The 25,246-nt window shown below is 45.7% G+C and carries 24 protein-coding genes; 7 read left to right on the top strand and 17 right to left on the bottom strand.

What is annotated here, in order from left to right:
• The first annotated feature begins 71 nt into the window (after positions 1 to 71).
• Positions 72 to 1,139, top strand: coding sequence for a histidinol-phosphate transaminase (gene hisC / locus B6A14_RS02425; RefSeq protein ID WP_087908839.1), 1,068 nt, complete (start codon positions 72 to 74; stop codon positions 1,137 to 1,139).
• 23 nt (positions 1,140 to 1,162) lie between these two features.
• Here hisC and hisD read toward each other — a convergent pair whose 3' ends face one another.
• The 16 genes from hisD to B6A14_RS02345 form a co-directional block, all read right to left on the bottom strand.
• Entirely contained in the window at positions 1,163 to 2,485 is a 1,323-nt protein-coding gene (hisD, locus tag B6A14_RS02420) for a histidinol dehydrogenase (protein ID WP_087908838.1), read from the bottom strand.
• Positions 2,486 to 2,506: 21 nt separating this feature from the next.
• Positions 2,507 to 3,133, bottom strand: a complete 627-nt coding sequence (hisG, locus tag B6A14_RS02415) for an ATP phosphoribosyltransferase (RefSeq protein WP_087908837.1) — start codon at positions 3,131 to 3,133, stop codon at positions 2,507 to 2,509.
• A gap of 20 nt (positions 3,134 to 3,153) precedes the next feature.
• A complete protein-coding gene (gene murA / locus B6A14_RS02410; RefSeq protein WP_087908836.1) occupies positions 3,154 to 4,428 on the bottom strand; it encodes a UDP-N-acetylglucosamine 1-carboxyvinyltransferase in 1,275 nt (424 codons plus the stop codon).
• Positions 4,429 to 4,471: 43 nt separating this feature from the next.
• Positions 4,472 to 4,720, bottom strand: coding sequence for a BolA family protein (locus tag B6A14_RS02405; RefSeq protein ID WP_087908835.1), 249 nt, complete (start codon positions 4,718 to 4,720; stop codon positions 4,472 to 4,474).
• Positions 4,721 to 4,755: 35 nt separating this feature from the next.
• Complete coding sequence (locus tag B6A14_RS02400) at positions 4,756 to 5,544, bottom strand: ABC transporter permease (RefSeq protein WP_087908834.1); 789 nt, start codon at positions 5,542 to 5,544, stop codon at positions 4,756 to 4,758.
• Entirely contained in the window at positions 5,541 to 6,293 is a 753-nt protein-coding gene (locus B6A14_RS02395) for an ABC transporter ATP-binding protein (protein WP_087908833.1), read from the bottom strand. Before B6A14_RS02395 ends, B6A14_RS02400 begins: the two co-directional genes overlap by 4 nt.
• A 4-nt stretch (positions 6,294 to 6,297) precedes the next feature.
• Entirely contained in the window at positions 6,298 to 6,555 is a 258-nt protein-coding gene (locus B6A14_RS02390; protein ID WP_087908832.1) for an STAS domain-containing protein, read from the bottom strand.
• A 27-nt stretch (positions 6,556 to 6,582) separates the two neighbouring features.
• Positions 6,583 to 7,224, bottom strand: coding sequence for an MlaC/ttg2D family ABC transporter substrate-binding protein (locus B6A14_RS02385; RefSeq protein WP_087908831.1), 642 nt, complete (start codon positions 7,222 to 7,224; stop codon positions 6,583 to 6,585).
• A gap of 62 nt (positions 7,225 to 7,286) precedes the next feature.
• Complete coding sequence (locus B6A14_RS02380) at positions 7,287 to 8,045, bottom strand: MlaA family lipoprotein (RefSeq protein WP_087908830.1); 759 nt, start codon at positions 8,043 to 8,045, stop codon at positions 7,287 to 7,289.
• Entirely contained in the window at positions 8,045 to 8,527 is a 483-nt protein-coding gene (mlaD, locus tag B6A14_RS02375; protein WP_087908829.1) for an outer membrane lipid asymmetry maintenance protein MlaD, read from the bottom strand. The genes B6A14_RS02380 and mlaD overlap by 1 nt, the downstream gene beginning before the upstream one ends.
• A gap of 21 nt (positions 8,528 to 8,548) precedes the next feature.
• Positions 8,549 to 9,256: a lipid asymmetry maintenance ABC transporter permease subunit MlaE gene (mlaE, locus tag B6A14_RS02370; protein WP_236635635.1), complete on the bottom strand. Its 708-nt coding sequence runs from the start codon at positions 9,254 to 9,256 to the stop codon at positions 8,549 to 8,551.
• A gap of 90 nt (positions 9,257 to 9,346) precedes the next feature.
• A complete protein-coding gene (locus B6A14_RS02365) occupies positions 9,347 to 10,198 on the bottom strand; it encodes an ABC transporter ATP-binding protein (RefSeq protein ID WP_087908827.1) in 852 nt (283 codons plus the stop codon).
• A 10-nt stretch (positions 10,199 to 10,208) separates the two neighbouring features.
• Entirely contained in the window at positions 10,209 to 11,672 is a 1,464-nt protein-coding gene (locus tag B6A14_RS02360) for a glutamate synthase subunit beta (RefSeq protein WP_087908826.1), read from the bottom strand.
• Positions 11,673 to 11,710: 38 nt separating this feature from the next.
• On the bottom strand, positions 11,711 to 16,456 hold the full coding sequence (locus B6A14_RS02355; RefSeq protein ID WP_087908825.1) for a glutamate synthase-related protein: 4,746 nt from the start codon (positions 16,454 to 16,456) through the stop codon (positions 11,711 to 11,713).
• Positions 16,457 to 16,640: 184 nt separating this feature from the next.
• Positions 16,641 to 17,345, bottom strand: coding sequence for a transposase (locus B6A14_RS02350; RefSeq protein WP_087908824.1), 705 nt, complete (start codon positions 17,343 to 17,345; stop codon positions 16,641 to 16,643).
• Positions 17,346 to 17,357: 12 nt separating this feature from the next.
• The gene (locus B6A14_RS02345) at positions 17,358 to 19,694 is read right to left on the bottom strand and encodes a penicillin-binding protein 1A (RefSeq protein WP_087908823.1); all 2,337 of its coding nucleotides are present in this window, start codon (positions 19,692 to 19,694) and stop codon (positions 17,358 to 17,360) included.
• 141 nt (positions 19,695 to 19,835) lie between these two features.
• On the opposite strand from B6A14_RS02345, the gene B6A14_RS02340 reads away from it, so the two are divergent.
• From B6A14_RS02340 to aroB, 4 genes are read left to right on the top strand one after another with little or no spacing between them, the layout of a single operon-like run.
• Positions 19,836 to 20,528, top strand: a complete 693-nt coding sequence (locus B6A14_RS02340; RefSeq protein WP_129560401.1) for a hypothetical protein — start codon at positions 19,836 to 19,838, stop codon at positions 20,526 to 20,528.
• Between the two features lie 59 nt (positions 20,529 to 20,587).
• Positions 20,588 to 21,649: a secretin and TonB N-terminal domain-containing protein gene (locus tag B6A14_RS02335; protein WP_236635621.1), complete on the top strand. Its 1,062-nt coding sequence runs from the start codon at positions 20,588 to 20,590 to the stop codon at positions 21,647 to 21,649.
• A gap of 51 nt (positions 21,650 to 21,700) precedes the next feature.
• Positions 21,701 to 22,186 (top strand): shikimate kinase, encoded by a 486-nt coding sequence (locus tag B6A14_RS02330; protein WP_236635634.1) that lies wholly within the window; start codon positions 21,701 to 21,703, stop codon positions 22,184 to 22,186.
• 16 nt (positions 22,187 to 22,202) lie between these two features.
• Positions 22,203 to 23,285 carry a 3-dehydroquinate synthase gene (gene aroB / locus B6A14_RS02325; RefSeq protein ID WP_236635633.1) on the top strand — a complete coding sequence of 361 codons (1,083 nt, stop codon included), beginning with the start codon at positions 22,203 to 22,205 and terminating at the stop codon, positions 23,283 to 23,285.
• A 4-nt stretch (positions 23,286 to 23,289) separates the two neighbouring features.
• On the opposite strand, the gene cyaY is transcribed toward aroB, so the two are convergent.
• Positions 23,290 to 23,673, bottom strand: a complete 384-nt coding sequence (gene cyaY, locus B6A14_RS02320) for an iron donor protein CyaY (RefSeq protein WP_087908819.1) — start codon at positions 23,671 to 23,673, stop codon at positions 23,290 to 23,292.
• A gap of 47 nt (positions 23,674 to 23,720) precedes the next feature.
• Here cyaY and lptM point away from each other — a divergent pair, with 47 nt between their 5' ends.
• Together lptM and lysA are read left to right on the top strand one after the other, a co-directional pair.
• A complete protein-coding gene (gene lptM / locus B6A14_RS02315) occupies positions 23,721 to 23,912 on the top strand; it encodes an LPS translocon maturation chaperone LptM (RefSeq protein WP_087908818.1) in 192 nt (63 codons plus the stop codon).
• Positions 23,912 to 25,210, top strand: a complete 1,299-nt coding sequence (gene lysA / locus B6A14_RS02310; protein WP_087908817.1) for a diaminopimelate decarboxylase — start codon at positions 23,912 to 23,914, stop codon at positions 25,208 to 25,210. Before lptM ends, lysA begins: the two co-directional genes overlap by 1 nt.
• Positions 25,211 to 25,246: the final 36 nt, after the last annotated feature.

Below are 25,246 nucleotides of genomic sequence, written 5' to 3'. Positions count from 1 at the left end.
ATCATTCCTAGAACATTTATAAATGCAGATATTGCTTCACTTTCTTTCTGATTTTTGAGCCGAGTACCCTAATGAGCCGTTTTTGGAGCCCTGTTGTTCAAACCTTAACCCCTTATGTCCCTGGGGAGCAGCCGCAAATGCAGCGGCTGGTAAAGCTCAATACCAACGAAAGCCCTTATGGACCCTCGCCCAAAGCTCTGGCTGCAATTGATGACCAAAACAACGAAGATTTACGCCTTTACCCCGATCCAGAAGGCGCCGCACTGAAACAAGCTATTGCAAAATTGCATGGTCTAAACGCCAATCAAGTGTTTTTGGGAAATGGTTCAGATGAAGTTCTAGCCCATGTTTTTGCCGGTCTACTCAAACACAGCAAACCAGTTCACTTTCCGGATATCACCTATAGCTTCTATCCGGTCTACTGCAAACTATTTGGAATTGACTACAAGATGGTGCCACTTGGAAAAGACTTTGATATCAATTTAGCGGACTACAAAGTTGCCAACGGTGGAATTATTTTCCCGAATCCAAATGCGCCCACTGGCAGATCCATAGCACGCTCTGAAATCGAATCTTTACTTTCTCAAAATAAAGATTCAGTGGTGGTCATTGATGAAGCCTATGTTGATTACGGCACGGAGTCTTGTATTCCCTTATTGCGTGGTGCCTCCTGTCCAGATAACCTTCTCGTAGTACACACGCTCTCAAAATCAAGAGCGCTTGCTGGCTTGCGTGTTGGTTTCGCAGTGGGTCACCCAGCCTTGATTGAAGGCTTAGAGCGGGTAAAGAATAGTTTTAATTCCTACCCTCTCGGTCGTCTTGCACAGGCAGGCGCCATCGCTGCAATCGAAGATCAAGCGCATCTTGAAAAGACCTCTGCAAAAGTCATGCAAACTCGCAGTAAATTACTCAGCGATTTAAAAGCCCTAGGCTTTGAAACACTTCCGTCAACTGCAAACTTTATCTTCACTCGCCACCCACAGCATGCCGGGGAAAAGCTCTACCAAGCTTTGCGAGATCGCGGCATCATCGTGCGCCACTTTAAATTGCCACGGATAGAAAATTTCTTACGCATTACGATTGGTACAGATGAACAAAGCGGCGAACTCGTCGTCGCTTTAAAAGAAATCCTCGCTTAATTTAAAGCGAATTGATTTTCGAGTTACTTTTTAAGCCGCATCTCAGCGGCACGTGCATGGGCTTGCAAGCCCTCGCCATGAGCCAGAGTGCTAGCAACTGAACCCAAGGTCTGAGCACCAGCTTCGCTTACTTCAATCATGCTGGAGCGCTTAATAAAATCATACACACCCAACGGTGATGAGAAACGTGCTGTGCGTGCAGTTGGCAGGACGTGATTTGGTCCAGCACAGTAATCTCCAAGAGACTCACTGGTGTAATTGCCCATAAAGATCGCCCCAGCATGACGAATCTTTTCTGCCCACTTACGTGGATCTGCTGCACAAATTTCTAAGTGCTCTGCAGCGATCGCATTAGCAATCTCGCAAGCTTCGCTCATATCTTTTACCTGAATCAATAAGGCACGATTCGTTAACGATGCTTCAATGACTTTAGCTCTTGGCATCTCTGGTAGCAGCTTATTAATACTGGCTTGTACTTGCTCGATAAATGCAGCATCAGGACAAAGCAAAATCGATTGGGCCTGCTCATCATGCTCCGCCTGAGAAAACAGATCCATCGCAATCCAATCGGGATTGCTTGAGCCATCGCAAAGCACTAGAATTTCCGAGGGGCCAGCAATCATATCGATGCCGACAATTCCAAATACCCTACGCTTAGCAGCCGCAACATAAGCATTACCCGGACCAACAATCTTATCTACCGATGGAATAGTCTTCGTTCCATAAGCCAAAGCGCCAACAGCTTGTGCTCCGCCAATAGTAAAAACACGATCAACGCCGGCTAAGTAGGCGGCAGCTAATACCAATGGATTACGAGCACCATCAGGCGTTGGCACAACCATGATGACTTGCTCAACACCAGCTACTTTTGCAGGGATGGCATTCATGAGTACAGAAGATGGGTAAGCAGCTTTGCCACCGGGAACATAAATTCCGACACGATCTAATGGTGTTACTTTTTGACCTAAGCGTGTGCCATCTGCTTCTTCATATTCCCAGGAATGGCAACCGGCTTCTATCTTTTGCTTTTCGTGATATGCGCGCACTCTTTGTGCGGCAACATCTAAAGCATTTTTTTGCTCTGCAGATAAAGACTTGTAAGCTTGCTCTAAATCTTTTTTCGGGATTTCTAATTCAGAAACGCTGGTGACATTTAAACGATCAAATTGTTTCGTGAAATCTAAAACTGCTGAATCGCCATTCTCCTTAACTGCCAAAAGAATCTTGGCGACAGCGGCCTCAATGGCCTCATCGTCAGCCATGGGCAAGGAAAGGCTAGAGAGGAGAGTTTCTTTGAAACCCGCATCTTGGCTATTGAGGCGCTTGACTTTAATTTGTGCAGACATTTGAGCGAAAAGAAATATGCCTTACTTCAGCAACTCAAAAATAGGTTGCAATTGTGCACGCTTACGCTTGTATGAAGCTTGGTTTACTACCAGACGTGCACTGATATCAGCGATTGGCTCAACTTCAACTAAACCGTTGGCTTTAAGTGTATTACCTGTCGAGACTAAGTCCACAATTGCATCTGCCAAACCCACAAGCGGGGCTAGCTCCATAGACCCATAGAGCTGAATCGTATCGATGTGTACACCTTTATTAGCAAAGTGCTCACGTGCGCAATTCACGTATTTGGTGGCCACCTTTAAACGAGAGCCTTGTTTAACCGCTGCTGCGTAATCAAAGCCTTCACGCACTGCGACCGACATGCGGCACTTGGCAATATTGAGATCGTATGGCACATAAAGGCCGTCTGTGCCTTTTTCCATGAGCACATCTAAACCTGCTACACCGAAATCAGCGCCACCAAATTGCACATAAGTTGGCACATCTGAGGCGCGCACGATAATCAAGCGAATATCTGGATTTGAAGTCTCGATAATGAGCTTGCGTGACTTTTCGGGATCTTCCTGCGGCACAATACCGACCTTGGATAAGATCTCTGCAGTCTCTTCGAAGATGCGCCCTTTGGAGAGGGCTAAAGTCAATTTCATGGACTAATTATCCATCAGCCTTACTTTATGCGCTCAATCTTTGCACCCAACAGCGTCAATTTATGCTCCATGCGGTCATAGCCACGATCTAAATGGTAGATCCGGTCAACCTGAGTTTCACCTTGAGCCGCCAAGCCAGCAATTACCAAACTAGCAGAGGCACGTAAGTCGGTAGCCATCACAATCGCGCCCGAGAGCTTTTCAACACCCTGCGCAATCGCCGTATTTCCCTCGATTGCAATATCTGCACCTAAGCGATTTAACTCTTGAACGTGCATAAAACGATTCTCGAAAATGGTTTCGGTAATCATTGAGCTACCATTGGCCACTGCATTCACAGCCATCAATTGCGCCTGCATATCGGTTGGGAAAGCTGGGTATTCTGAAGTACGAAAACTCACTGCCTTGGGGCGACCTTGCATAGAAGCTTTAATCCAATCAGGGCCCACTTCCATTTGTAAACCAGCTTCTTTAAGCTTGACCATCACCGCATCTAAAGTATCGGGGCGGCAATGTTTCACCACTACCTCGCCGCCTGCAGCAGCAACTGCACAGAGGAATGTGCCTGCTTCAATGCGATCTGGAATCACAGAATGTTCAGCGCCATGAAGTTTTTCAACCCCCTCGATGACCAAGCGATCACTACCAATGCCAGAAATCTTTGCGCCCATCTTGACTAGCAATTCAGCAAGATCGCCAACCTCTGGTTCACGTGCAGCATTTTCTAAAATGGTAATGCCCGAGGCCAAGGTAGCAGCCATCAATAAATTCTCTGTACCCGTTACCGTAATCATGTCGGTCAAAATCGATGCGCCCTTGAGGCGATCAGTTGGTGGCTTTGTCTCTGCCTGGATATAACCGCTCTTAATCTTGATGCTTGCACCCATGGCTTTGAGGCCCTTAATGTGCTGATCCACAGGCCGAGCACCAATGGCGCAACCACCTGGCAAAGAAACCTTGGCGCTATGCATTCTGGCTAATAACGGGCCTAAAACCAAAATGGAGGCACGCATGGTTTTTACCATCTCATAGGTCGCTTCTGAACTCTTAATTACCGCAGCACTCAGCACTAAATGGCTACGATCACTAGCATTCGGAAAATTGACTGTGACACCAATTTCTTGCAAGAGCTTGAGCATCGTGCGCACATCCTGTAAATCTGGGACGTTGCGCAATACGACTGGTTGATCAGTAAGTAGGCAGGCACAAAGAATTGGCAGAGCTGCATTTTTGGCTCCTGCGATCACCACCTCACCTTTGAGAGGGGTACCGCCAACCATTCTTAATTTATCCATGAAACGATTCCAATAAAAACTGCTGTAGGTCTGTGATTAATATTTAGGCTGCAGGGTTTTGGGCAAACTCTTCTGGTGTAAAAGCCTTAATTGATAAAGCATGTACTTCTGCTTTCATACGATCGCCCATTGCGCCATATACTAATTGGTGGCGTTGCACTAAACGCTTACCCTCAAACTCTGGGCTCACAATCGTTGCAAAAAAATGCTGGCCATCACCCTCCACCTGAATGTGAGTACAGGTAATGCCCTGCTTGATATAGCCCTCAATTTGCTCTGGGGTTGGAAACATCCATTTCTCCTAATAAAACGTAATCATGTGAATACTTAATGGCGGAGCTTATAGCCCTTTTGCAACAAGCGTAAAGCAATCACTGAAACCACAATAAAGAAACAGGCCACGATTGCCAAACTATTCCATGGAGAAATGTCAGAAACCCCAAAGAAGCCGTAACGGAAGCCATCAATCATGTAAAAAAATGGGTTGAAATGCGAAACTACTTGCCATGCTGGTGGTAACGAATGAATCGAGTAGAAAACGCCTGACAACATAGTGGCAGGCATGATGACAAAGTTCTGAAAGGCTGCCAGTTGATCATATTTATCTGCCCAGATACCAGCAATCAAACCTAAGCTACCCAAGATTGCAGCGCCCAAAAATGCAAAAGTCAGAATCCACAATGGATGCTCTATTGCTGGCAAGCCATACCAAGCGGTAATGATTAATACACCCAAGCCCACCACGACACCACGAAAAACAGCCGCCAAAATATAGGCTGCATAGAATTCAAAATGACTCAAAGGGGCAAGCAAAACAAATACTAGATTGCCAGTGACTTTTGACTGTATTAAAGATGAGGAGGTATTAGCAAATGCATTTTGCAAAACACTCATCATGACCAAACCTGGTATCAAGAAGGCCGTGTAACTCAAACGGCCATAGACTTCTCTACCTTCAAGAACATGGCCAAAAATCATGAGATACAAAACGGCTGTTAATACTGGTGCAGCTACAGTCTGAAATCCGACCTTGTAAAAGCGCAGTATTTCTTTGCGGAGCAATGTGGGGAATCCGCTGCCATACTCTAAGGGGGGCCTACTGAGTCCATGCTTCATAAAGCACCCCCAGACATGATGTTGACAAAAACCTCTTCTAGATCTGTCTTACCTTCACCATCTTTTTTGACTGAACCATAACGAGCCAACAAATTGGCGGTAGTATCTAGCGCAACAATCTTGCCTTGCTTAAGCATGGCGATGCGCTGACACAAGGCTTCAGCCTCTTCTAAGTAATGTGTCGTCAACACAATCGTATGCCCATCTTGATTGAGTCTGCTAATGAACTGCCATAAAGACTGGCGCAACTCTACATCCACCCCAGCAGTTGGCTCATCCAAAATAATCACTGGTGGTCTGTGAACTAATGCCTGGGCAACCAATACACGGCGCTTCATGCCGCCCGACAAAGAACGCATATTACTATCAGCCTTTGCTGTGAGATCAAGATTGGCGATGATCTCATCAATCCACGCATCGTTATTACGAATACCAAAGTAACCAGATTGAAAACGCAAGGTTTCGCGAACGGTGAAGAAAGGATCAAATACCAATTCTTGTGGAACAACACCCAGCATGCGGCGCGCCTCACGAAAAGTCTTTTGTACGTCTGCGCCCATAATGGCTGCATGACCCGCACTTGGAGTTACCAAGCCTGCCAAGATAGAGATCAGCGTAGTTTTACCAGCGCCATTAGGGCCCAGGAGGCCAAAAAATTCACCGGGCTCAATGGTCAAAGAAACATGATCTAGAGCCTGTAGTGCCCCGTAATGCTTGGATATATTTTGAATTGAAATTGCAGGATGCATGCTATTACAAGCCAAGCAATGCAGATACGCCATATACATTGGCCAAGACTTTCAGCTTCTCCGGAGCATGCTCTATAGACAGCGACTGACCATTAGCCTGGAGCTTCTTTTGCCATGCCAGCAGAACAGTTAGCACCGTGGAATCAAAATCTTTTAGAGCAGAACAATCAATGGCTCTTAAGTTCGCTAAATTCAATAAGCCTTCTTTTTCTAACTGCAGAACATTTTCCTGCGTAACAGTTGTCGGTAAAAAAAAGGTCATCGAAAAATGTCTAAATGAATGTTGTGATTAATTTGCTGGCTTAGCGCTGGCTAACTGCTTATTGCGATCTTGCAAAAACTTCACAAGGCCATCAATTCCATTTTGACTAATCTGATTTGAGAACTGATTGCGGTAAGCCTCAATCAACCAAACACCCATGATGTTCATATCGTAGACCTTCCAACCTTTGTCGGTTTTCTCGAGGCGGTAATCCAAGGGAACCGGATCTCCACGACCAAGGACAACAGTTTTGACAACCACTTCCTTATCGTCTGGTGCGGCACGCAGCGCCTTAAATTGCACCGTCTGATCGCGCAGTTGACTCAAGGCACCAGAGTAAGTGCGGATTAATAAGTTTTTGAATTCCATAACTAATTGATTTTGCTGCTCAGGGGTAGCTTTCTTCCAATTAGGGCCCATCGCCATTTCAGTGGTGCGACGCATATCGGTATAGGGAACAATTTTCTTTTCAACTAACTCGACAATCTTTGGAATATTGCCCTTCTGAATATCTGGGTCTGCCTTTACGGAGGCCATAACATCAGACACCACCATCTTGATAAGCGCATCAGGAGCAGTAGTTTGATCAGGCGTTTGTGCAAAGACGGCGCCAGAGATTAGGAGCAAACCCGCTGCCAAAAACTTGGTCAATTTTTTAAAGCTTTTCATATCCAATTATCTCGCTATTTCCGTCTAGATTGAGGCTAATTCTATCCTCTCCAGCAAATCGCTTACTCGTAAGGATTTTGGTAAACCGGCATCGTAGGCTCTTGATCATCACGGCCCTCATTAATTTGATACTGACGACGCTGAATATATGCATCTCGCATAAAGCTGTACTTATCAATCGCAGCCCCATCCAACAAATCACCTGCTTCGTAATAGGTATTGCGAGCATTCACAACCCGCAAAGCTGTAAGACTATTACGTAGTGCAACATCTGGGAGAAGTCTAAATAAATAATCGGACTCTAAATCAGCAACCGTACCGAAGGTATCGCGTACATTGCTTGGTCCAAAGAAAGGTAACACCACGTATGGACCAGCTGGCACCCCCCAAACACCAAAAGTTTGACCCCAGTCTTCCTTGTGCTTTTCTAAACCACCAGGGGTGGCCATGTCAATTAATCCACCCAAGCCAAAAGTAGTATTGACAACTACACGCATCAAATCATTGAATGCAAAGTCAGGCTTACCCTGCAACATATTCTGCAAAGCAGTATAGATATCGTTGTAGTTACTAAAAAAGTTATAAATACCCTCACGAACAAATTCAGGCAAAACAAAACGATAACCAGCAACGACTGGCTTCAATAAATAGGCATCAAGGCCTTCGTTGAACTCAAAGACTGAACGATTGAATGACTCCCAGGGATCTTGTGGTGAAGGCTGAACTCCGGCAGGGATTGAGGCACAGCCCACTAAGACGGAAACGATACACAACAAGACACATTGTCTAGTCCTGCTGATGAACTTGACTACGGACGGCATTACTTTGCTGCGCCCTTCTCTTGCCCGCTATCTGCTGCCTTGTTATAGAGAAACTGACTAATCAGATTTTCTAAAACGATTGCCGATTGGGTCTGAGTAATTTTTTCGCCATTGGCCAGAAAGTCATCTGAGCCGCCAGCTTCAAGACCAATATATTGCTCACCCAATAAGCCTGAAGTCAAAATCTTTGCTGATGAATCTTTTGGAAACTTATAAGAATCTTCAATCGTCATCACAACAGTTGCTTGATAAGTTTTGTCATCAAAAGAAATATTTGCAATACGTCCAACTACCACTCCAGCACTCTTTACTGGTGCACGAGGTTTTAATCCGCCAATATTATCAAAGCGTGCAGAAATTTTATAAGTGGGTGCAAATGACACTGCATTCATATTGCCAACCTTTAAAGCCAGAAATAAAGCTGCCAACAAACCAATGGCAACAAAGATTCCTACCCAAATATCAATTGCGCTTTTTCTCATAAGAGCCCCAGTTTATTCTTTCTAGTTTGAGAACATCATTGCGGTTAGCAGAAAATCCAATGCTAAAACCGATAAAGAAGAGATCACCACTGTCCGAGTGGTAGCCTGCGATACGCCCTCAGGCGTAGGTTTGGCTTCATAACCTTGATAAAGGGCAATAAACGTCACTGCCACACCAAAGACCATGCTTTTAATTAAGCCATTTCCGATATCTGAAAAGAGATCTACACCACCCTGCATTTGAGACCAAAAAGCCCCAGAATCAACGCCAATCAGGGGGACGCCTACAAAATAGCCACCCATCACGCCTACAGCAGTAAAGATGGTTGCCAAAATTGGCATAGCAATAATGCCAGCCCACAGTCTTGGAGCAATCACCCTGCCTAAGGGATCCACAGCCATCATCTCCATTGCACTTAATTGCTCACCAGCCTTCATCAAGCCAATTTCTGCAGTCAATGAAGTACCCGCACGACCAGCAAACAGCAGAGCAGTAATAACTGGGCCTAATTCACGAGTCAAAGAAAGTGCTACCAATAAACCTAAGGCCTGCTCTGAGCCATAGCGATTTAAGGTGTAGTAGCCCTGCAACCCTAATACAAATCCTACGAATAAACCAGACACTGCAATGATCACAAAAGAATGATTACCAACAAAGAGGATTTGATCAATGACGAGGCGAGGTCTTTTGAGCAAAAACCCTGAACGCAAAATGACTGCTACAAACATTCTTGCCGCGAGTCCAAGACTACTCAAATTACGACGAACAAAAAACCCCAAGGTCTCCAAATAAGTCTAGAAATTTTTGAAAAGCAGTCATTACGCGCCCACTCCAAAATCTTCAGCCAAGCTTTGACCTGGGTAATGGAAAGGTACTGGACCATCAGGTGCAGCATCCAAAAACTGTCTAACAAATGGATCAGTGGAGCGACTTAATTCATCGGGCGTGCCTTGTGCACCAATACGACCATTAGCAATGAAGTAAACGTAATCAGCAATTTCAAAAGTCTCTTCAACATCGTGCGTAACCAATAAACTCGTGGCTCCGAGGGCATTATTGAGATCGCGTATCAAGCGTGCGGTGATACCTAAAGAGATTGGATCTAGGCCTGCAAAAGGCTCGTCATACATGATGAGCGGAGGATCTAAAGCAATTGCTCTAGCAAGAGCAACACGCCTTGCCATGCCACCAGAAATTTGCGATGGCATTAAATCACGAGCACCACGCAAGCCTACTGCGTTTAGCTTCATTAATACTAAGGAGCGTAAAAGCTCTTCGCTTAAATCAGTATGTTCGCGCAATGGGAATGCAACGTTTTCAAAGACGCTGAGGTCGGTAAATAAAGCGCCAAACTGAAATAACATACCCATGCGACGACGAGCATTCATTAATTGATCACCGGTCATCTTGCCGATGTCTCGACCTTCAAATAAAACTTGGCCAGATTGAGCAGTAAATTGACCGCCAATTAAACGCAGGATGGTGGTTTTACCGCAGCCTGACCCACCCATCACTGCGACCACTTGGCCGCGACGAAACTCCATATTGAGGCCTGACAAAATCTGTCGCTCACCTGGAGCATAGGAAAAGTCGACGTCCTTAATAGAAACGACTACTTCTCCTACAGATTGCGCGCTTGCATCCAAAGAGTTTGGGTGGACAGTGTTCATATCCCCGATATTATCGGGGTAAAACAGATGACCCCATCAAATACTCGTCTACTGCCTGAGCGCATTGGCGCCCTTCACGAATTGCCCAAACCACCAAAGATTGTCCACGGCGCATATCACCAGCTGCAAAAACCTTTGAAACGTTAGTTTGATAAGCATTTTGGCCATCCACAGTTGCTTTGGCATTGCCACGCGCGTCTTTCTCAACGCCAAAAGCATTGAGCACTTGCTGAACTGGGGAAACAAATCCCATAGCCAAAAGTACTAAATCTGCCTTGATCTCAAATTCAGAATTTGGAACTTCAGCCATCTTGCCGTCTTTCCATTCCAAACGAACGCCAATTAACTTTTCTACTTTGCCATTTTTACCTTCAAAACGCTTCGTTCCAACCGACCAATCGCGATCGCAACCCTCTTCATGTGAAGAGGATGTGCGCAACTTGGTTGGCCAATAAGGCCATACCAAGGGCTTATTCTCTTCTTCAGGAGGTTGCGGCAGCAATTCAAACTGAGTAATTTTTGTGGCGCCATGGCGATTGGACGTTCCAACACAATCAGAACCGGTATCACCACCACCAATGACGACAACATGCTTATCAGTGGCGCGGATTTCATTTTTGAAATCGCCAGCATTCTCTTTGTTTTGTGGAATCAAAAACTCCAAGGCATAGTGCACACCAGCCAATTCGCGGCCAGGCACTGGTAGATCACGTGGCTGCTCTGCGCCGCCGGTAATGACTACTGCATCAAAGTCTTTCATCAACTGATCAGGGGAAACTGTTTTAGTGGAGTAATTTTTTACTTCCGCACCAATCGCTTCTTTACCAACGAAAACACCGGTTTCAAATTTCACGCCTTCAGCTTCCATCTGCTCTACGCGACGATCAATCAACCACTTTTCCATTTTGAAATCAGGAATGCCATAGCGTAGTAAGCCGCCAATGCGATCATTCTTTTCGAACACGGTGACGTCATGGCCAACGCGTGCTAGTTGCTGAGCAGCTGCCATACCTGCAGGGCCGCCGCCAACAACGGCTACTTTTTTACCAGTCTTAGTTTTAGATGGCTGAGGCTTCACCCAACCACTCTCCCAGCCTTTATCAATAATGGCATGCTCAATAGACTTAATGCCGACAGGAGCGCGGTTAATCCCTAGCGTGCAGGCTGCCTCGCAAGGAGCTGGACAAATACGGCCAGTAAATTCTGGGAAATTATTGGTAGATTGCAAAACGTCTAAAGCATTTTTCCAATCGTTATGAAACACCAAATCATTAAAGTCGGGAATGATGTTGTTCACTGGGCATCCGCTATTGCAGAATGGAATGCCACAATCCATGCAACGCGCGCCTTGAACTTTAGCTTCTTCGTCGGTTAAAGCAGCGACAAACTCTTTGTAATGATGGAGGCGTTTAACTGGCGCTTCGTAGGTTTCATCGACGCGCTCAAACTCCATAAATCCAGTGACCTTACCCATATCGAATCCTTAGTATCTTTTCTTAATATCCGTATTAATTAAGCAGCAACAGTTTTGTTTTGTGCCTTATCCCATAACTCACCTAGAGCACGTTTGTACTCAGTTGGGAGAACCTTGACAAAACGCGCACGAGAATTTTCCCAATCGGCTAAGAGAGCTTTAGCGCGCTCTGAACCGGTGTAACGGAAATGACGCTCAATTAAGCCCTTCAAGATTTGCTCGTCTGTTAAGCGTTCACCGCCATCTTTAACATCAACCGGGGCATGCCACTCAGACTTAGGCATCTTGGCAATTTGCTCTGCAGATGGCAATACTTTTTCTAGGCTTGCCATACTGGTATTACAACGTTTATCAAACATGCCATCTTCGTCGTAAACATAGGCAATACCACCACTCATACCAGCAGCAAAGTTGCGTCCAGTAGTACCAAGCACCACTACCGTTCCACCAGTCATATATTCACAACCGTGGTCGCCAGTGCCTTCAACAACGGTAGTAGCACCAGAATTACGTACTGCAAAACGTTCGCCAGCAACACCATTAAAGAATGCTTCACCAGCAATCGCACCATACAAAACAGTATTACCAACAATAATGTTCTTAGCAGTATCGCCACGGAACTCATGCGAAGCGCGGACAATTACACGTCCACCAGATAAGCCTTTACCGACGTAGTCATTGCCATCACCTACTAAGTCCAAGGTAATACCGCGGGACAAGAAAGCTGCAAAGCTTTGGCCCGCAGTGCCATTCAACTGAATATGGATAGTGTCGTCAGGTAAACCAGCATGACCATAACGTTGTGCTACCTCTCCAGAGAGCATTGCGCCAACAGTGCGGTTCACGTTTTTCACTGGAACAATGAACGAAACTTTCTCACCACTCTCTAAAGCGGGCGCACTCTTCTCGATCAAGATGTTGTCAAGCGCGCTTGTTAAACCGTGATCTTGTGTCAGCACTTGATAGCGTGGAACATCTGCAGCCACTTGAGGCTCAGCAAAGATCTTGCTGAAATCCAAACCATGCACCTTCCAGTTATCAATGCCTTTGCGGGTATCTAGCAAGTCAACACGGCCGATCAAGTCATCAAACTTCCGAATACCCAATTGCGCCATGATCTCGCGCGCTTCTTCAGCAATAAAGAAGAAGAAGTTCACAACATGCTCTGGCTTGCCAGAAAACTTCTTACGCAACTCCGGATCTTGAGTAGCAACACCAACTGGGCAAGTATTTAAATGACACTTACGCATCATGATGCAACCCTCGACCACCAATGGGGCTGTAGCAAAACCAAATTCGTCTGCGCCTAATAAAGCACCGATTACCACGTCGCGACCAGTTTTCATTTGACCGTCAGCCTGAACGCGAATACGGCTACGTAGGCCATTGAGAACTAAAGTTTGCTGAGTTTCAGCTAAACCCAATTCCCATGGTGAACCAGCATGTTTAATAGAAGATAGTGGTGAAGCGCCGGTACCGCCATCATGTCCGGCAATCACCACATGATCTGCTTTGGCCTTAGCAACACCAGCTGCAACCGTACCTACACCAACTTCAGACACCAGCTTGACAGAAACATCTGCTTTTGGATTGACATTCTTCAAATCGTGAATCAGCTGAGCAATATCTTCGATAGAGTAAATGTCATGGTGTGGAGGCGGAGAAATTAAACCAACGCCTGGTACAGAGAAGCGCAACTTACCAATGTAATCAGATACTTTGCCGCCTGGTAATTGACCGCCTTCACCTGGCTTAGCACCCTGCGCCATCTTGATCTGAATTTGATCTGCAGAACGTAAATACTCAGTTGTTACGCCGAAACGACCTGAAGCAACTTGTTTAATCTTCGAGCGTAATGAATCGCCGTCCAGCAATGGGATATTGGCTTCTACAACGTCGCTACCTAAAACGCTGGCGAGCGTTTCACCCTTCTTAATTGGAATACCTTTGAGTTCATTCACATAACGATTTGGATCCTCGCCACCCTCGCCAGTATTGGATTTGCCGCCGATACGGTTCATCGCAATTGCCAAGGTCGCATGTGCTTCAGTAGAAATCGAACCCAAAGACATCGCACCCGTTGCAAAACGTTTCACGATTTCTTTTGCAGACTCAACTTCATCCAATGGAATGGCTTTTGCAGGGTCAATCTTGAATTCAAATAAGCCGCGCAAAGTCATCTGACGCTTAGTTTGGTCATTGATGATGTTGGCGTACTCTTTATAAGTTTGATAGCCCTTCTCTGCACCAATACGAGTACTGTGCTGTAACTTCGCAATCGTATCTGGAGTCCACATGTGGTTCTCGCCTCGGATACGGAAGGCATATTCGCCACCAGCATCAAGCATATTGCTGAGAACTGGGTCATTACTGAACGCAGCAGCGTGCATACGCAAAGCTTCTTCAGCTACCTCAAAGACGCCAATACCACCTACGTTAGATGGGGTGCCCTTGAAATACTGATTGATGATTTCATGATTCAAACCAATCGCTTCAAAAATCTGTGAGCCGGTATAAGACATATAAGTAGAGATACCCATCTTGGACATCACTTTTTGTAAGCCCTTACCAACCGCTTTAACAAAGTTCTTAACTGCTTTTTCGCCAGATAAATCGCCCGACAAGCCTTTAGCCATATCGGTCAATGTTTCCATCGCGAGATATGGATGAATAGCTTCAGCACCGTAACCCGCCAAGAGTGCGAAGTGATGTGTTTCACGAGCGCTACCAGTCTCAACCACCAGGCCTACGCTAGTACGCAAACCTTTTTCAACTAAGTGCTGATGAATTGCTGAGGTGGCTAACAATGCAGGAATAGCAACATGCTTCTCATCCACCTGACGATCGCTCACGATCAAAATGTTGTAACCCGAACGTACTGCATCAGCAGCTTCTGCACATAATGATGCTAAGCGCGCTTCGATGCCAGCCTTGCCCCATGCTGCTGGATAGCAAATATCTAACTCATAAGAGCGGAACTTACCATTGGTGTAGTGGCCAATATGACGAATCTTAGTGATGTCATCAAAATCCAAAATGGGTTGGCTAACCTCCAAACGCATTGGAGGGTTGATATTGTTGGTGTCCAATAAATTGGGTTTTGGTCCAATGAATGACACCAACGACATCACCATGTTTTCGCGAATTGGATCAATCGGAGGATTGGTTACCTGCGCAAATAATTGCTTGAAGTAGTTATATAAAGGCTTATTCTTGTTCGATAGCACAGCCAATGGGCTGTCATTGCCCATGGAGCCAATAGCCTCTTCACCATTCATGGCCATTGGGGCCATAAGGTACTTAATGTCCTCTTGGGTGTAACCAAATGCTTGTTGGCGATCTAATAATTTAGCTGCTGGACGAATCGTTGTTTTTTCATCGACTAAGTCAGCTTTGCTAGCATCCACTTCATCTAGCTTCACGCGAACTGCATCAATCCAACTCTTGTATGGCTTGGCTTTTGACACGGCATTCTTGAGCTCAACATCATCAATGATGCGGCCTTGCTCCATATCAATCATGAACATCTTGCCTGGCTGTAGACGCCATTTTTGAACGATCTTGTTTTCCGGAATTGGCAATACACCAGCTTCAGAAGCCATGATGACCAAGTCATCATCGGTTACGTAATAGCGCGCTGGACGCAAACCATTGCGATCCAAAGTTGCGCCAATTTGACGACCATCAGTAAATGCCATTGCGGCTGGGCCATCCCATGGTTCCATCATGGCTGCGTGATATTCATAGAAAGCGCGACGATTGTCATCCATCAATGCATGCTGTTCCCATGCCTCAGGAATCATCATCATCATCGCCTGCGCTAATGGATAACCTGACATCACCAACAACTCTAAGCAGTTATCAAAGCAAGCGGTGTCAGATTGACCTGGATAAATCAATGGCCACAATTTTTGCAAGTCATCGCCTAATACTGGTGAGCTAATCGCGCCCTCACGTGCATTGACCCAATTGACGTTACCCTTAACGGTATTGATTTCACCGTTATGCGCAATCATGCGATATGGGTGAGCCAATTCCCATGCAGGGAAAGTATTAGTGGAAAAACGCTGATGAACTAGCGCAAGAGCGGATACGGTACGCTTATCTTGTAAATCTTGGTAATAGGCACCCACTTGGTTCGCCAACAGCAAACCCTTATAAACAATAGTGCGAGCAGACATTGATGCAACAAAATATTCTTTGCCGTGCTTTAAATGTAAATCTTGAATTGCATGACTCGCTGTTTTACGAATCACATACAACTTGCGCTCAAGCGCATCGGTTGTCATGATATCGCGGCCACGGCCAATGAAAATTTGACGAATGAATGGCTCTGTCATTTGCACGGTTGGAGACATTGGCAACTTCACGTCTACCGGCACATCTCTCCAGCCCAAAACAACTTGACCCTCTAAACGCACAGTACGCTCTAATTCTTGTTCGCAAGCTAAACGTGATGCATGTTCTTTTGGCAAGAAAATCATACCCACACCGTACTCACCAAATGGTGGCAATGTCACGCCTTGCTTGGCCATCTCTTCGCGATACAAGGTATCAGGAATCTGAATCAAAATTCCTGCGCCGTCACCCATTAAAGGATCGGCTCCTACCGCACCCCGGTGATCTAAGTTCTCAAGAATCTTTAAGCCTTGAGCAACGATCTCATGTGATTTCTTACCCTTGATGTGCGCAACAAATCCTACCCCGCAAGCATCATGTTCATTACGTGGGTCATAGAGACCTTGAGCAATTGGGCGTAGATCAGTATTGAATTGTGTAGTCATAGTATTTCCGAGGGGCGACAAAGGCCTGATAACTTTTGGAGGATCAAATATAGGGGAATACCCATATCGATGCAATAGAAATAAAATAAGTCTGTCCCATTTATTTAGGCGCCGCACCAAAATGAATTACTGAAATAGGGACAGAGTCAGGAATACTAACTCGGAAGTTTATGCCTAATACATCCTAAGCGCTTGAATTTATTGAATTAATTTTTCTAGGACGACCACGATGCCGAATTTTAGCCAAATCTGGGGTGTCCTTAAATACCTTCTTTGCGTAAATATCACTAACCCACGGCTTTGATCTAAGCAAAGACTCGGTAATTTGCCGGTCTTCCCAGTGGGGTGCGCCATCCCTCACAAACTCGGCCCATTTCATTTGCCTTTCAAAGGGGGTGTTTCCTAATTTCCAAAATTGCTGATGATCCACCAACCAAGACTCTGCCTTTCCTCCAATATGAATGGCAAAGCTAGTCCAACTGGAATCTTGGGGGCTTGATTCATGCCCTGCCCTAACGGGATTGAGTTCGATATAGCGTTGGCAACGTAAAAAATAATCTGGGTCAATTAAGGAGGAGCGATAACGTCCCTCCCAAATCGTTCCAGAGCGATGATGCTGTTGATTGAAATATTGGGCATAACGTCGGCCTAAAGACTGCATTGTTTTCGCAAGCGAATCTTCGTGTTGCGGGGTCATGAGTAAATGCACATGATTTGGCATTAAAGCAAAAGCATGGACTGAACATCCAAATTGTCTCGCTGCCTCTCGCAACCACTCTAAATAGATACGACGATCTTCGTCGCTAAAGAAAAGTGTTTCTCGATTATTGCCACGAACCATGACATGCATTGCTTGGCCAGGTATTACAGTGCGCGCTTGCCGGGCCATTTGGAATACGAACTACTGTAGTTCGCGTAAGCCGCCACTACGTGAAAATTCAGGAATAAACCAATCGCCATCTACCTGTGTCACGCCACTAGGAACTTCATGTGCTTCCTGTGGCACATCTTTCAACGCTACAGACATATAAGAAATCCACATCGGTAGTGCAAGGCCGCCACCAGTTTCACGATCGCCTAAGCTGGCTGGCTTATCAAAACCAATCCAAGCAACTGCAACAACTTTAGGGTTGTAACCAGCGAACCAAGCATCATGCGAATCATTAGTAGTACCTGTTTTACCGGCGATATCGTTACGACCTAATTTAGGTCTAGCGGAGGCCGCGGTGCCGGTTTTAGTTACCTCTTGCAGCATGCTGTCCATCACAAATGCAGTGCGCGCATCTAAAACTCGAGGAGCCCCATCGCCAACACGTGCAGGTTTAGCCTCAAACAAAATTTCTCCTTTGGACCCAACCATCTTGTCGATCAAAAAAGGATCTACACGATAGCCTCCATTTGCAAAGACGCTATAAGCTGAGGCCATCTGCAAGGGCGTAACTGAGCCAGCGCCCAAAGCCATGGTTAAGTAAGGCGGGTGTTTCTCAGGTTCAAAACCAAAACGCTGAATAAATTCTTGGGCATAGGAAGGACCAATCGCTCGAATAATTCGAACAGAAACCAAGTTCTTCGATTTGGCTAATGCATTGCGTAAGCGCATCATGCCCTCGTACTTGCCATCGTAGTTTTTTGGCTCCCAAGCCTGACTGCCGGTCTCCATACTGCCAATCGACAAAGGGGCATCATTCACCATCGTCGCTGGGGTATAGCCTTTTTCGATTGCAGCTGCATAAATAAAAGGTTTGAAGGAAGATCCTGGCTGGCGTAGTGCTTGAGTGACGTGATTGAATTGATTGCGACGGAAATCAAAGCCTCCAACCAAGGATAAGATCGCGCCCGTATCTGCGTTCATGGAAACAAACGCTGCCTCCACCTGAGGCAACTGCGCTAACTTCCACACACCACCATCAAACAGTAATCTCACCACTGCACCTGGGCGTAAACGTTTTTTAGGTTGTGTGCTATCAGTAATGGATGCTGAAGCTAATTTCATACCATCACCCTTCAAGGTAATCGTATCGCCAGTAGCAATCATGACCTGCATTTCTTTAGGCTTCACATCGAGAACAACGCCAGATTGCAAGTCATCTAATTGTGGATAAGCAAGTAAAGCCTCGTCAATCGCACGCTGACGTTTTATTTGGTCTTCTGGAAGATCAATAAAGCCCTCAGGCCCTCGATAGGCATGCCGTAAGTCATACTCAAAAATACCGCGACGCACAGCCTTATAGGCAGCATCTTGATCTGCTTTTAAGATCGTAGTGTAGACATCGACTCCCTGAGAGTAGATGGCCTCACCGTACTGAGCAAACAATAACTGGCGCACCATTTCTGCAGGAAAGTCAGCGCGAACTGCAAATTCATTACCAAGGCCACGAATATGCAACTCCTCAATCATTGCCTTTTGGTAGTTCTCTGAAGAGATATAACCAAGATCTCGCATACGCTGCAGGATATATTCTTGACGAATCTTTGCCCGACGAAAATTCGTTACTGGGTTGTAGGCCGATGGGGCTTTAGGTAAGCCAGCCAACATTGCAGATTCTGCAATTGTGATGTCTTTTAATTCTTTACCAAAATAAATCTGGGCAGCACTCGAAAAACCATAAGCTCTTTGACCCAAGAAAATTTGATTCATATAGATCTCGAGGATCTTGTCTTTTGTGAGTTGAGACTCAATTTCCCAAGCAAGTAAAACTTCATAAATTTTGCGACTGAACGTTTTCTCGTTGCTCAAGAAAAAATTTCGAGCAACCTGCATCGTAATGGTTGAAGCGCCCTGGGATAAATGCCCCCGAAGATTAGTTAGGGTGGCCCTCAAAATACCGACATAGTCAACGCCGCCGTGAGAGTAAAAGCGATCATCCTCAATTGCCAGAACGGCATTGCGCATGGTTTGTGGGATTTCATCCAAAGGAATCACTTTGCGCCGCTCTTCACCAAACTCACCAATCAATACCTTATCGGCTGTAAAAATACGCAAAGGTGTTTTTGGGTTGTAATCCGTTAAGGCAGAAATTTTTGGCAAATTGGGTTTAGCAACCAAAAAGGCATAGCCCATCAATAACATCACCACCAAGGCAAATACCACTCCCATAATCAACATGGCCTTCACCAGTGGATTACTAGAAGATTTACGTGGTGAGCCTGGCCCTACTCGGGAATACCGCGGACTTCTGTCGAATTGACGGACGGGTCGCTGATTTTGCGGCGGCTTGTCTTTTGGGGGGAGGGCCATAAGCTCAAATTATAGGGTGCTTAACTATTTTTCCTAAAAGCTCCAAAACCCTTGTTTTTGAGTCTTCCTCACCATCTTTGCTGACAAGAGCTTCAAGCCAGGCTGATGTCTATTCCCTATCCAAACTTGAACAATAGGGGCATGCCATCTCGCCATATTTCCCCCCAATCTTTTGATGCGATTCTGAGTGAGCTTGGAGATGATCCAGCCATTCCCGATCCTCATGGAATTCGTAAACCTAGCTCACCAAAGCACTCATCTCCGGTGCCACCACACCAGCCCAAAGAACGCATCGAACTAAAAAATTTCAGTAGCCCCGAGGCATTTAATCAACTCCGCCAGCTGGGAGGATTTGCCGTATTCGGGCTCTTTTTAATAGCTATCTGTATCGGGCTATTGATGGCATATGACTCTCTCAAGACGGGTTCAGAAGCCCTAAACCAAGAGTCTTATAAGCAGCTTACAGAGCTTAAAAAGGAGCTTGCTTTACTGCGCTCTGAGATAGAGCAGGATCAAGATGAGTTTTATGAGGCAATTGACTTATTAGAAGTGAGTATTCACTCTTTAAAAGAAAATAGGTCAATTACCAGGCTTATTTCCAATCCTCAAGCCCTACCTCATGAGCTTGAACTCCGTCGCTGGCGTTACCTGGGTACAAGTCGAATAGGAGATTCCCAACAAGCGTTTTTTCACACCGGTAAAAGTAATGTGATGTTTCAAAAAGGTGGACTGGTTTTGGGGGACTGGCGATTAACCCAGCTTGAGAAAGACGCCGCCACCCTTACCCACGCTCAAGGCAAAACTCTCAACCTCAAACCCTCTAAAACCGAATGAAGCAAAGCCCAAAATTCATGAAGGCAAAGATACAAAAATTCAGCCTTTACTTTGGCCTTTTGTTCATTTTTCTTGTCAACCCAATTCGTGCAAATCTCCCAGCACAAAACTTAATGGAAGCGCCCATTAGTTTGCAATTTACCGATATTGAGGTGACAGAGCTTTTACAGGTGCTTGCAAAACTTGCCAATACCAACTTTTTATTAAGCGAATCTATCAAGGGCAAATTGACGGTTGAACTCAATAACACTCCCTGGCAAACAGCTCTTCATTCGATTCTCGCAAGCAGAGGATTACGGCTACTTCGCAATGGTGATATTTACTGGATTGGTCCCCATGCAGAAATTGCTGCATTTCAAAAACATCGTCGGGAAGATGCAGCTCTACCCTTTGGTGGCGACCACATTAATAGTCCAAGACAAATACTGATTGAGGCCCGCATTGTGGAAGCTGATGAACGCTTTGCTCGCGAGCTAGGAGTGAAGCTTAGCTACCAGGCGAGCTCCTCTTTGGGCAACAACCCAGAAAAAAAGGTTTCAGGTAATTTTGATCTAGGCGGTGCAGGCTTAAGTGGATTTAATCCTGCAACACTGGCGGCAACTCTCATTTCTAGGAACGGTAGTCGGCTCATACAAGCGGAGTTGTCGGCCCTTGAGACCGATGGCCAAGGAAAAATTCTCTCTAATCCACGCATCATGACCGGAGATCAGGTGAAAGCCACTATCGAACAAGGCACGGAGCTTCCCTATCAAACCACCTCACAAAATGGCAGCAAATTGCAATTTCGGAAAGCGAACTTGCGTTTGGAGGTTTTGCCAAAAATTCATCCTGACGGAAGAATATCGATGCTAGTTGGCATTAACAAAGACACTATTGGCATGAAAACAGAGCAGGGATACGCCATCGACACCAAAAGCCTGAGTTCTGAGGTCACAGTTGAAAATGGCGGGACGGTGATTATCGGAGGCATCTTTCAAACAACTACTAGGGAAGATGAAGCTAAAGTCCCCTTGCTGGGAGATATTCCACTAATAGGCCACTTATTTCGTCATAAATCCAAATTACAAGACAAAACTGAACTACTTGTCTTCTTAACCCCTACCGTTCTGGACAAACCCTAATAAAATCGAAGTGTGAACTCTTCGACAAACAACATCTTTCTCATCGGCCTCATGGGCGCCGGAAAGTCGACCGTAGGAAAAGTGCTGGCCAAAAAATTAGGGCGCCGCTTTTTAGATGCCGACCATGTCATTGAAGAGCGTTGTGGTGTGAAAATTCCCGTCATCTTTGAGATGGAAGGTGAAGAAGGGTTTCGCAAACGAGAAGCTCAAGCCATTCAGGACATAACTGCTGAGCATGAAATTGTGCTGGCCACTGGTGGTGGTGCCATTTTGCTTGCGGGTAATCGTCAAGCGCTCAGTGAGCGTGGCACCGTGATTTACCTTCATGCAAATCCAAATGAACTTTGGCACCGCACTAAAGGCGGCGAAGGACGCCCCCTTCTTCGGAATGGTGACCCTAAAAAGATTCTAGAAAATTTATATGCTATTCGCGATCCCCTTTACCGCGAAATAGCAGATCATGTGATTGAAACTGGCAAGCCCAGCGTTAATCAGCTGGTCAATACCTTAATCATGCAACTTGAACTTTCCGCTTAAATACATTGGCACTATGATGAAAACACTTGAAGTTGATCTTGGTAACCGCAGCTATCCAATCCATATCGGCACTGACCTGATTGATCAGCCAAGCTTATTTAGTGCTTGTGAAAAAGCAAGTTCAATTTACATCGTTACCAATACTACGGTTGCACCACTTTATGCTGGCCGCCTGACTAAGACTTTAGAAGCCTTTGGTAAACCAGTTAGAACAATTACCCTACCTGATGGGGAGTCATACAAAGACTGGAAAAATCTTCAGCTGATTTTTGATGATCTTTTAAAGTTCGGCGCAGATCGTCAAACCATGTTGGTTGCTTTAGGCGGCGGTGTGATTGGTGATATGACGGGCTTTGCTGCTGCGAGCTTCATGCGCGGCATTCGCTTCATACAAGTCCCTACCACCTTGCTGGCGCAGGTTGACTCGTCCGTTGGTGGAAAGACTGGCATCAATCATCCCTTAGGGAAGAATATGATTGGAGCCTTTCATCAACCAGTTGCTGTCATTGCTGATCTGAATACACTCAAGACTTTACCTCCGAGGGAACTCTCTGCTGGTCTTGCTGAAGTTGTGAAACATGGCGCCATTGCCGATGCCAAATTCCTGGACTGGATTGAAGTCAATGCAGCTAGATTGCTAGCCTGCGATACTGATGCGATGGGGCATGCTGTACTGCGCTCATGTGAAATTAAATCTGCAGTTGTTTCTGCAGATGAAAGAGAAGGCGGTATTCGTGCAACCTTGAACTTTGGCCATACCTTTGGACATGCCATTGAGGCCGGGATGGGTTACGGAGAGTGGTTGCATGGTGAAGCTGTTGGCTGCGGCATGGTGATGGGCGCCGATTTATCTTGTCGCCTTAATCTGATTACTGAGGCTGAGTTAGAGCGCCTCACCACAATCATCAAATCTATGAACCTACCTATTGTTCCACCCAAATTTGGTGCAGAACGCTATATGGAACTCATGCAAGTGGATAAGAAAACAGAGGGCGGGCAGATTCGCTATGTCATCTTAGAAAAAATAGGCAAGGCTCAAATTAAGAGCGTGCCTGACACCCAGGTAATCGAAACCCTAACCGCCACTGGTGCAGCCTGAGGTTTTAAGTTTTAATCAGTCTAATCTTCACGGGCTGACCAGCCTGAGTACTAGCAAACTCAGTCAAATCATTTAAGAGCTCTCGGCCAGTTTTAGTATCGAGCCACAAAGGCTTGTTCATAGTTCCGGCCCAACGATAGTGATAGCCGCCAGACTTTGCTGCTACCCAAATCTCATGTAAAGGTGGTTGTGTATTGACCACAATGACGCTTTTATCACTAAAGCGGATATTGATCACATTGCCACCCTGGCGCTCTACATCCAAATCCAGATCTAATTCATCATCGGCAGCCTCTAAAGCCACCTCGATAGACTGCAATAGATTACTTCCCAACTGGTAAAACTGCTTGTCATCGATAGTTTCCACGCTCGAGTTATTTGGATTCATCCCGGAGTCCTGCATGCTATATTCAATCATTCGTTTTAGAGACATTCATGATAGCGATTCTCAATAGAGCCCTCGGTATTGCCCTCCTAATAGCCCTTGTTGGATGTGGGGTTAGGGGTCCTCTATACATGCCAAATGTACCAAATGTGCCTCCAGCACCCACAGAGCCAGAGCCTCAAGGTAGGCTCTATCCACCGCAAACTCCTGCTAGCACTAACAATTCATCATCGGCCAAGTAATGACAAGCAAAGCAATTCCACTTCCTCAATTATCTGGATTTACTGAGCGTGAAGGCGCATGGTATGCCGAAGAAATTCCGCTTGCAGATTTAGCAAAAGAATTTGGTACGCCACTGTATGTGTATAGCAAAAAAGCATTAACTGAAGCCTATCAAGCTTATGACAAAGCTTGCACTGATCAGCAAGGTAAACGCCGTGCCCGTGTGCATTACGCCATGAAAGCCAATAGCAATTTGGCTGTGATTGATTGCTTCAAAAAACTCGGCGCGGGATTTGACTTAGTAAGCGGCGGTGAACTAGCACGCGCATTAGCCATTGGTGCTGATCCAAAAAGTCTAGTGTTTGCTGGCGTTGGCAAATCTGCCACTGAAATTGCTAGCGCTCTTCAAGCTGGAGTTAAATGTATTAATGTTGAATCCATCGCCGAGCTTCACAACATTAATCGTGTTGCAAGCAAACTGAACTGCCGTGCGCCTATCTCTCTACGCGTCAATCCAGATGTCGATGCACAAACGCATCCGTATATTTCTACAGGCTTAAAAGGAAATAAATTTGGGATTGCGTATCACGAGGTTTTGAAAACCTATCGTGAAGCCAGTCAACTTCCTCAGATTGATGTGGTTGGGATTGACTGTCATATTGGTTCGCAAATTACGACTACTGCGCCCTACTTAGATGCTTTAGATAAAGTCTTGGACTTGGTTGAGAATCTCAAAAGAGAAGGTATTGTGATTCATCATCTTGATTTAGGTGGTGGCCTTGGAATCTCGTACAGCGATGAAACACCTCCAGACATTACCGAATTTACCAATACTCTTTTGAATCATGTGGCAAACCGCGGCTTTGCTCATTTAGATATTGTGCTTGAGCCAGGTAGATCTTTGGTTGGTAATGCTGGTGTTCTGCTCACAACAGTTGAATACCTCAAGCCCGGTGTAGAAAAAAACTTCTGCATTGTCGATGCTGCAATGACAGAGCTGATGCGTCCGGCCCTATACGAAGCACATCATGGCATTGTTGCCGCTCAAACCAAAGAGCTTAAGAGCTCAACCTATGACGTGGTTGGGCCTGTCTGTGAATCTGGTGATTGGCTGGGTAGAGATCGCATACTGTCTGTGGAGGAGGGCGATCTTCTGGCAATTCTTTCTGCTGGAGCATATGGTTTTGTGATGGCGTCAAACTACAACACCCGCCCAAAACCAGCAGAGATTATGGTTGACGGGAAAAATGCTTACGTTATTCGTGCTCGCGAAAAAACTGCAGACCTATTTGCAAGCGAAACAATCTTGCCAAATTAATTTTGCAGACATTGGCGCAAATAAAAACCCCGCTAC

It is taken from the genome of Polynucleobacter hirudinilacicola (assembly GCF_002192535.1).
Classification (GTDB): domain Bacteria; phylum Pseudomonadota; class Gammaproteobacteria; order Burkholderiales; family Burkholderiaceae; genus Polynucleobacter; species Polynucleobacter hirudinilacicola.
The sequence above is the reverse complement of the archived record's forward strand: the minus strand, read 5'-3'. Positions and strand labels throughout refer to the sequence as shown.

Bases quoted from the DNA above. Each gene is read 5' to 3' on its own strand.
- hisC (WP_087908839.1), top strand. From the start codon at position 72: ATGAGCCGTTTTTGGAGCCCTGTTGTTCAAACCTTAACCCCTTATGTC.
- hisD (WP_087908838.1), bottom strand. From the start codon at position 2,485: ATGTCTGCACAAATTAAAGTCAAGCGCCTCAATAGCCAAGATGCGGGT.
- hisG (WP_087908837.1), bottom strand. From the start codon at position 3,133: ATGAAATTGACTTTAGCCCTCTCCAAAGGGCGCATCTTCGAAGAGACT.
- murA (WP_087908836.1), bottom strand. From the start codon at position 4,428: ATGGATAAATTAAGAATGGTTGGCGGTACCCCTCTCAAAGGTGAGGTG.
- B6A14_RS02405 (WP_087908835.1), bottom strand. From the start codon at position 4,720: ATGTTTCCAACCCCAGAGCAAATTGAGGGCTATATCAAGCAGGGCATT.
- B6A14_RS02400 (WP_087908834.1), bottom strand. From the start codon at position 5,544: ATGAAGCATGGACTCAGTAGGCCCCCCTTAGAGTATGGCAGCGGATTC.
- B6A14_RS02395 (WP_087908833.1), bottom strand. From the start codon at position 6,293: ATGCATCCTGCAATTTCAATTCAAAATATATCCAAGCATTACGGGGCA.
- B6A14_RS02390 (WP_087908832.1), bottom strand. From the start codon at position 6,555: ATGACCTTTTTTTTACCGACAACTGTTACGCAGGAAAATGTTCTGCAG.
- B6A14_RS02385 (WP_087908831.1), bottom strand. From the start codon at position 7,224: ATGAAAAGCTTTAAAAAATTGACCAAGTTTTTGGCAGCGGGTTTGCTC.
- B6A14_RS02380 (WP_087908830.1), bottom strand. From the start codon at position 8,045: ATGCCGTCCGTAGTCAAGTTCATCAGCAGGACTAGACAATGTGTCTTG.
- mlaD (WP_087908829.1), bottom strand. From the start codon at position 8,527: ATGAGAAAAAGCGCAATTGATATTTGGGTAGGAATCTTTGTTGCCATT.
- mlaE (WP_236635635.1), bottom strand. From the start codon at position 9,256: ATGTTTGTAGCAGTCATTTTGCGTTCAGGGTTTTTGCTCAAAAGACCT.
- B6A14_RS02365 (WP_087908827.1), bottom strand. From the start codon at position 10,198: ATGAACACTGTCCACCCAAACTCTTTGGATGCAAGCGCGCAATCTGTA.
- B6A14_RS02360 (WP_087908826.1), bottom strand. From the start codon at position 11,672: ATGGGTAAGGTCACTGGATTTATGGAGTTTGAGCGCGTCGATGAAACC.
- B6A14_RS02355 (WP_087908825.1), bottom strand. From the start codon at position 16,456: ATGACTACACAATTCAATACTGATCTACGCCCAATTGCTCAAGGTCTC.
- B6A14_RS02350 (WP_087908824.1), bottom strand. From the start codon at position 17,345: ATGGCCCGGCAAGCGCGCACTGTAATACCTGGCCAAGCAATGCATGTC.
- B6A14_RS02345 (WP_087908823.1), bottom strand. From the start codon at position 19,694: ATGGCCCTCCCCCCAAAAGACAAGCCGCCGCAAAATCAGCGACCCGTC.
- B6A14_RS02340 (WP_129560401.1), top strand. From the start codon at position 19,836: ATGCCATCTCGCCATATTTCCCCCCAATCTTTTGATGCGATTCTGAGT.
- B6A14_RS02330 (WP_236635634.1), top strand. From the start codon at position 21,701: ATGGGCGCCGGAAAGTCGACCGTAGGAAAAGTGCTGGCCAAAAAATTA.
- aroB (WP_236635633.1), top strand. From the start codon at position 22,203: ATGAAAACACTTGAAGTTGATCTTGGTAACCGCAGCTATCCAATCCAT.
- cyaY (WP_087908819.1), bottom strand. From the start codon at position 23,673: ATGAATCCAAATAACTCGAGCGTGGAAACTATCGATGACAAGCAGTTT.
- lptM (WP_087908818.1), top strand. From the start codon at position 23,721: ATGATAGCGATTCTCAATAGAGCCCTCGGTATTGCCCTCCTAATAGCC.
- lysA (WP_087908817.1), top strand. From the start codon at position 23,912: ATGACAAGCAAAGCAATTCCACTTCCTCAATTATCTGGATTTACTGAG.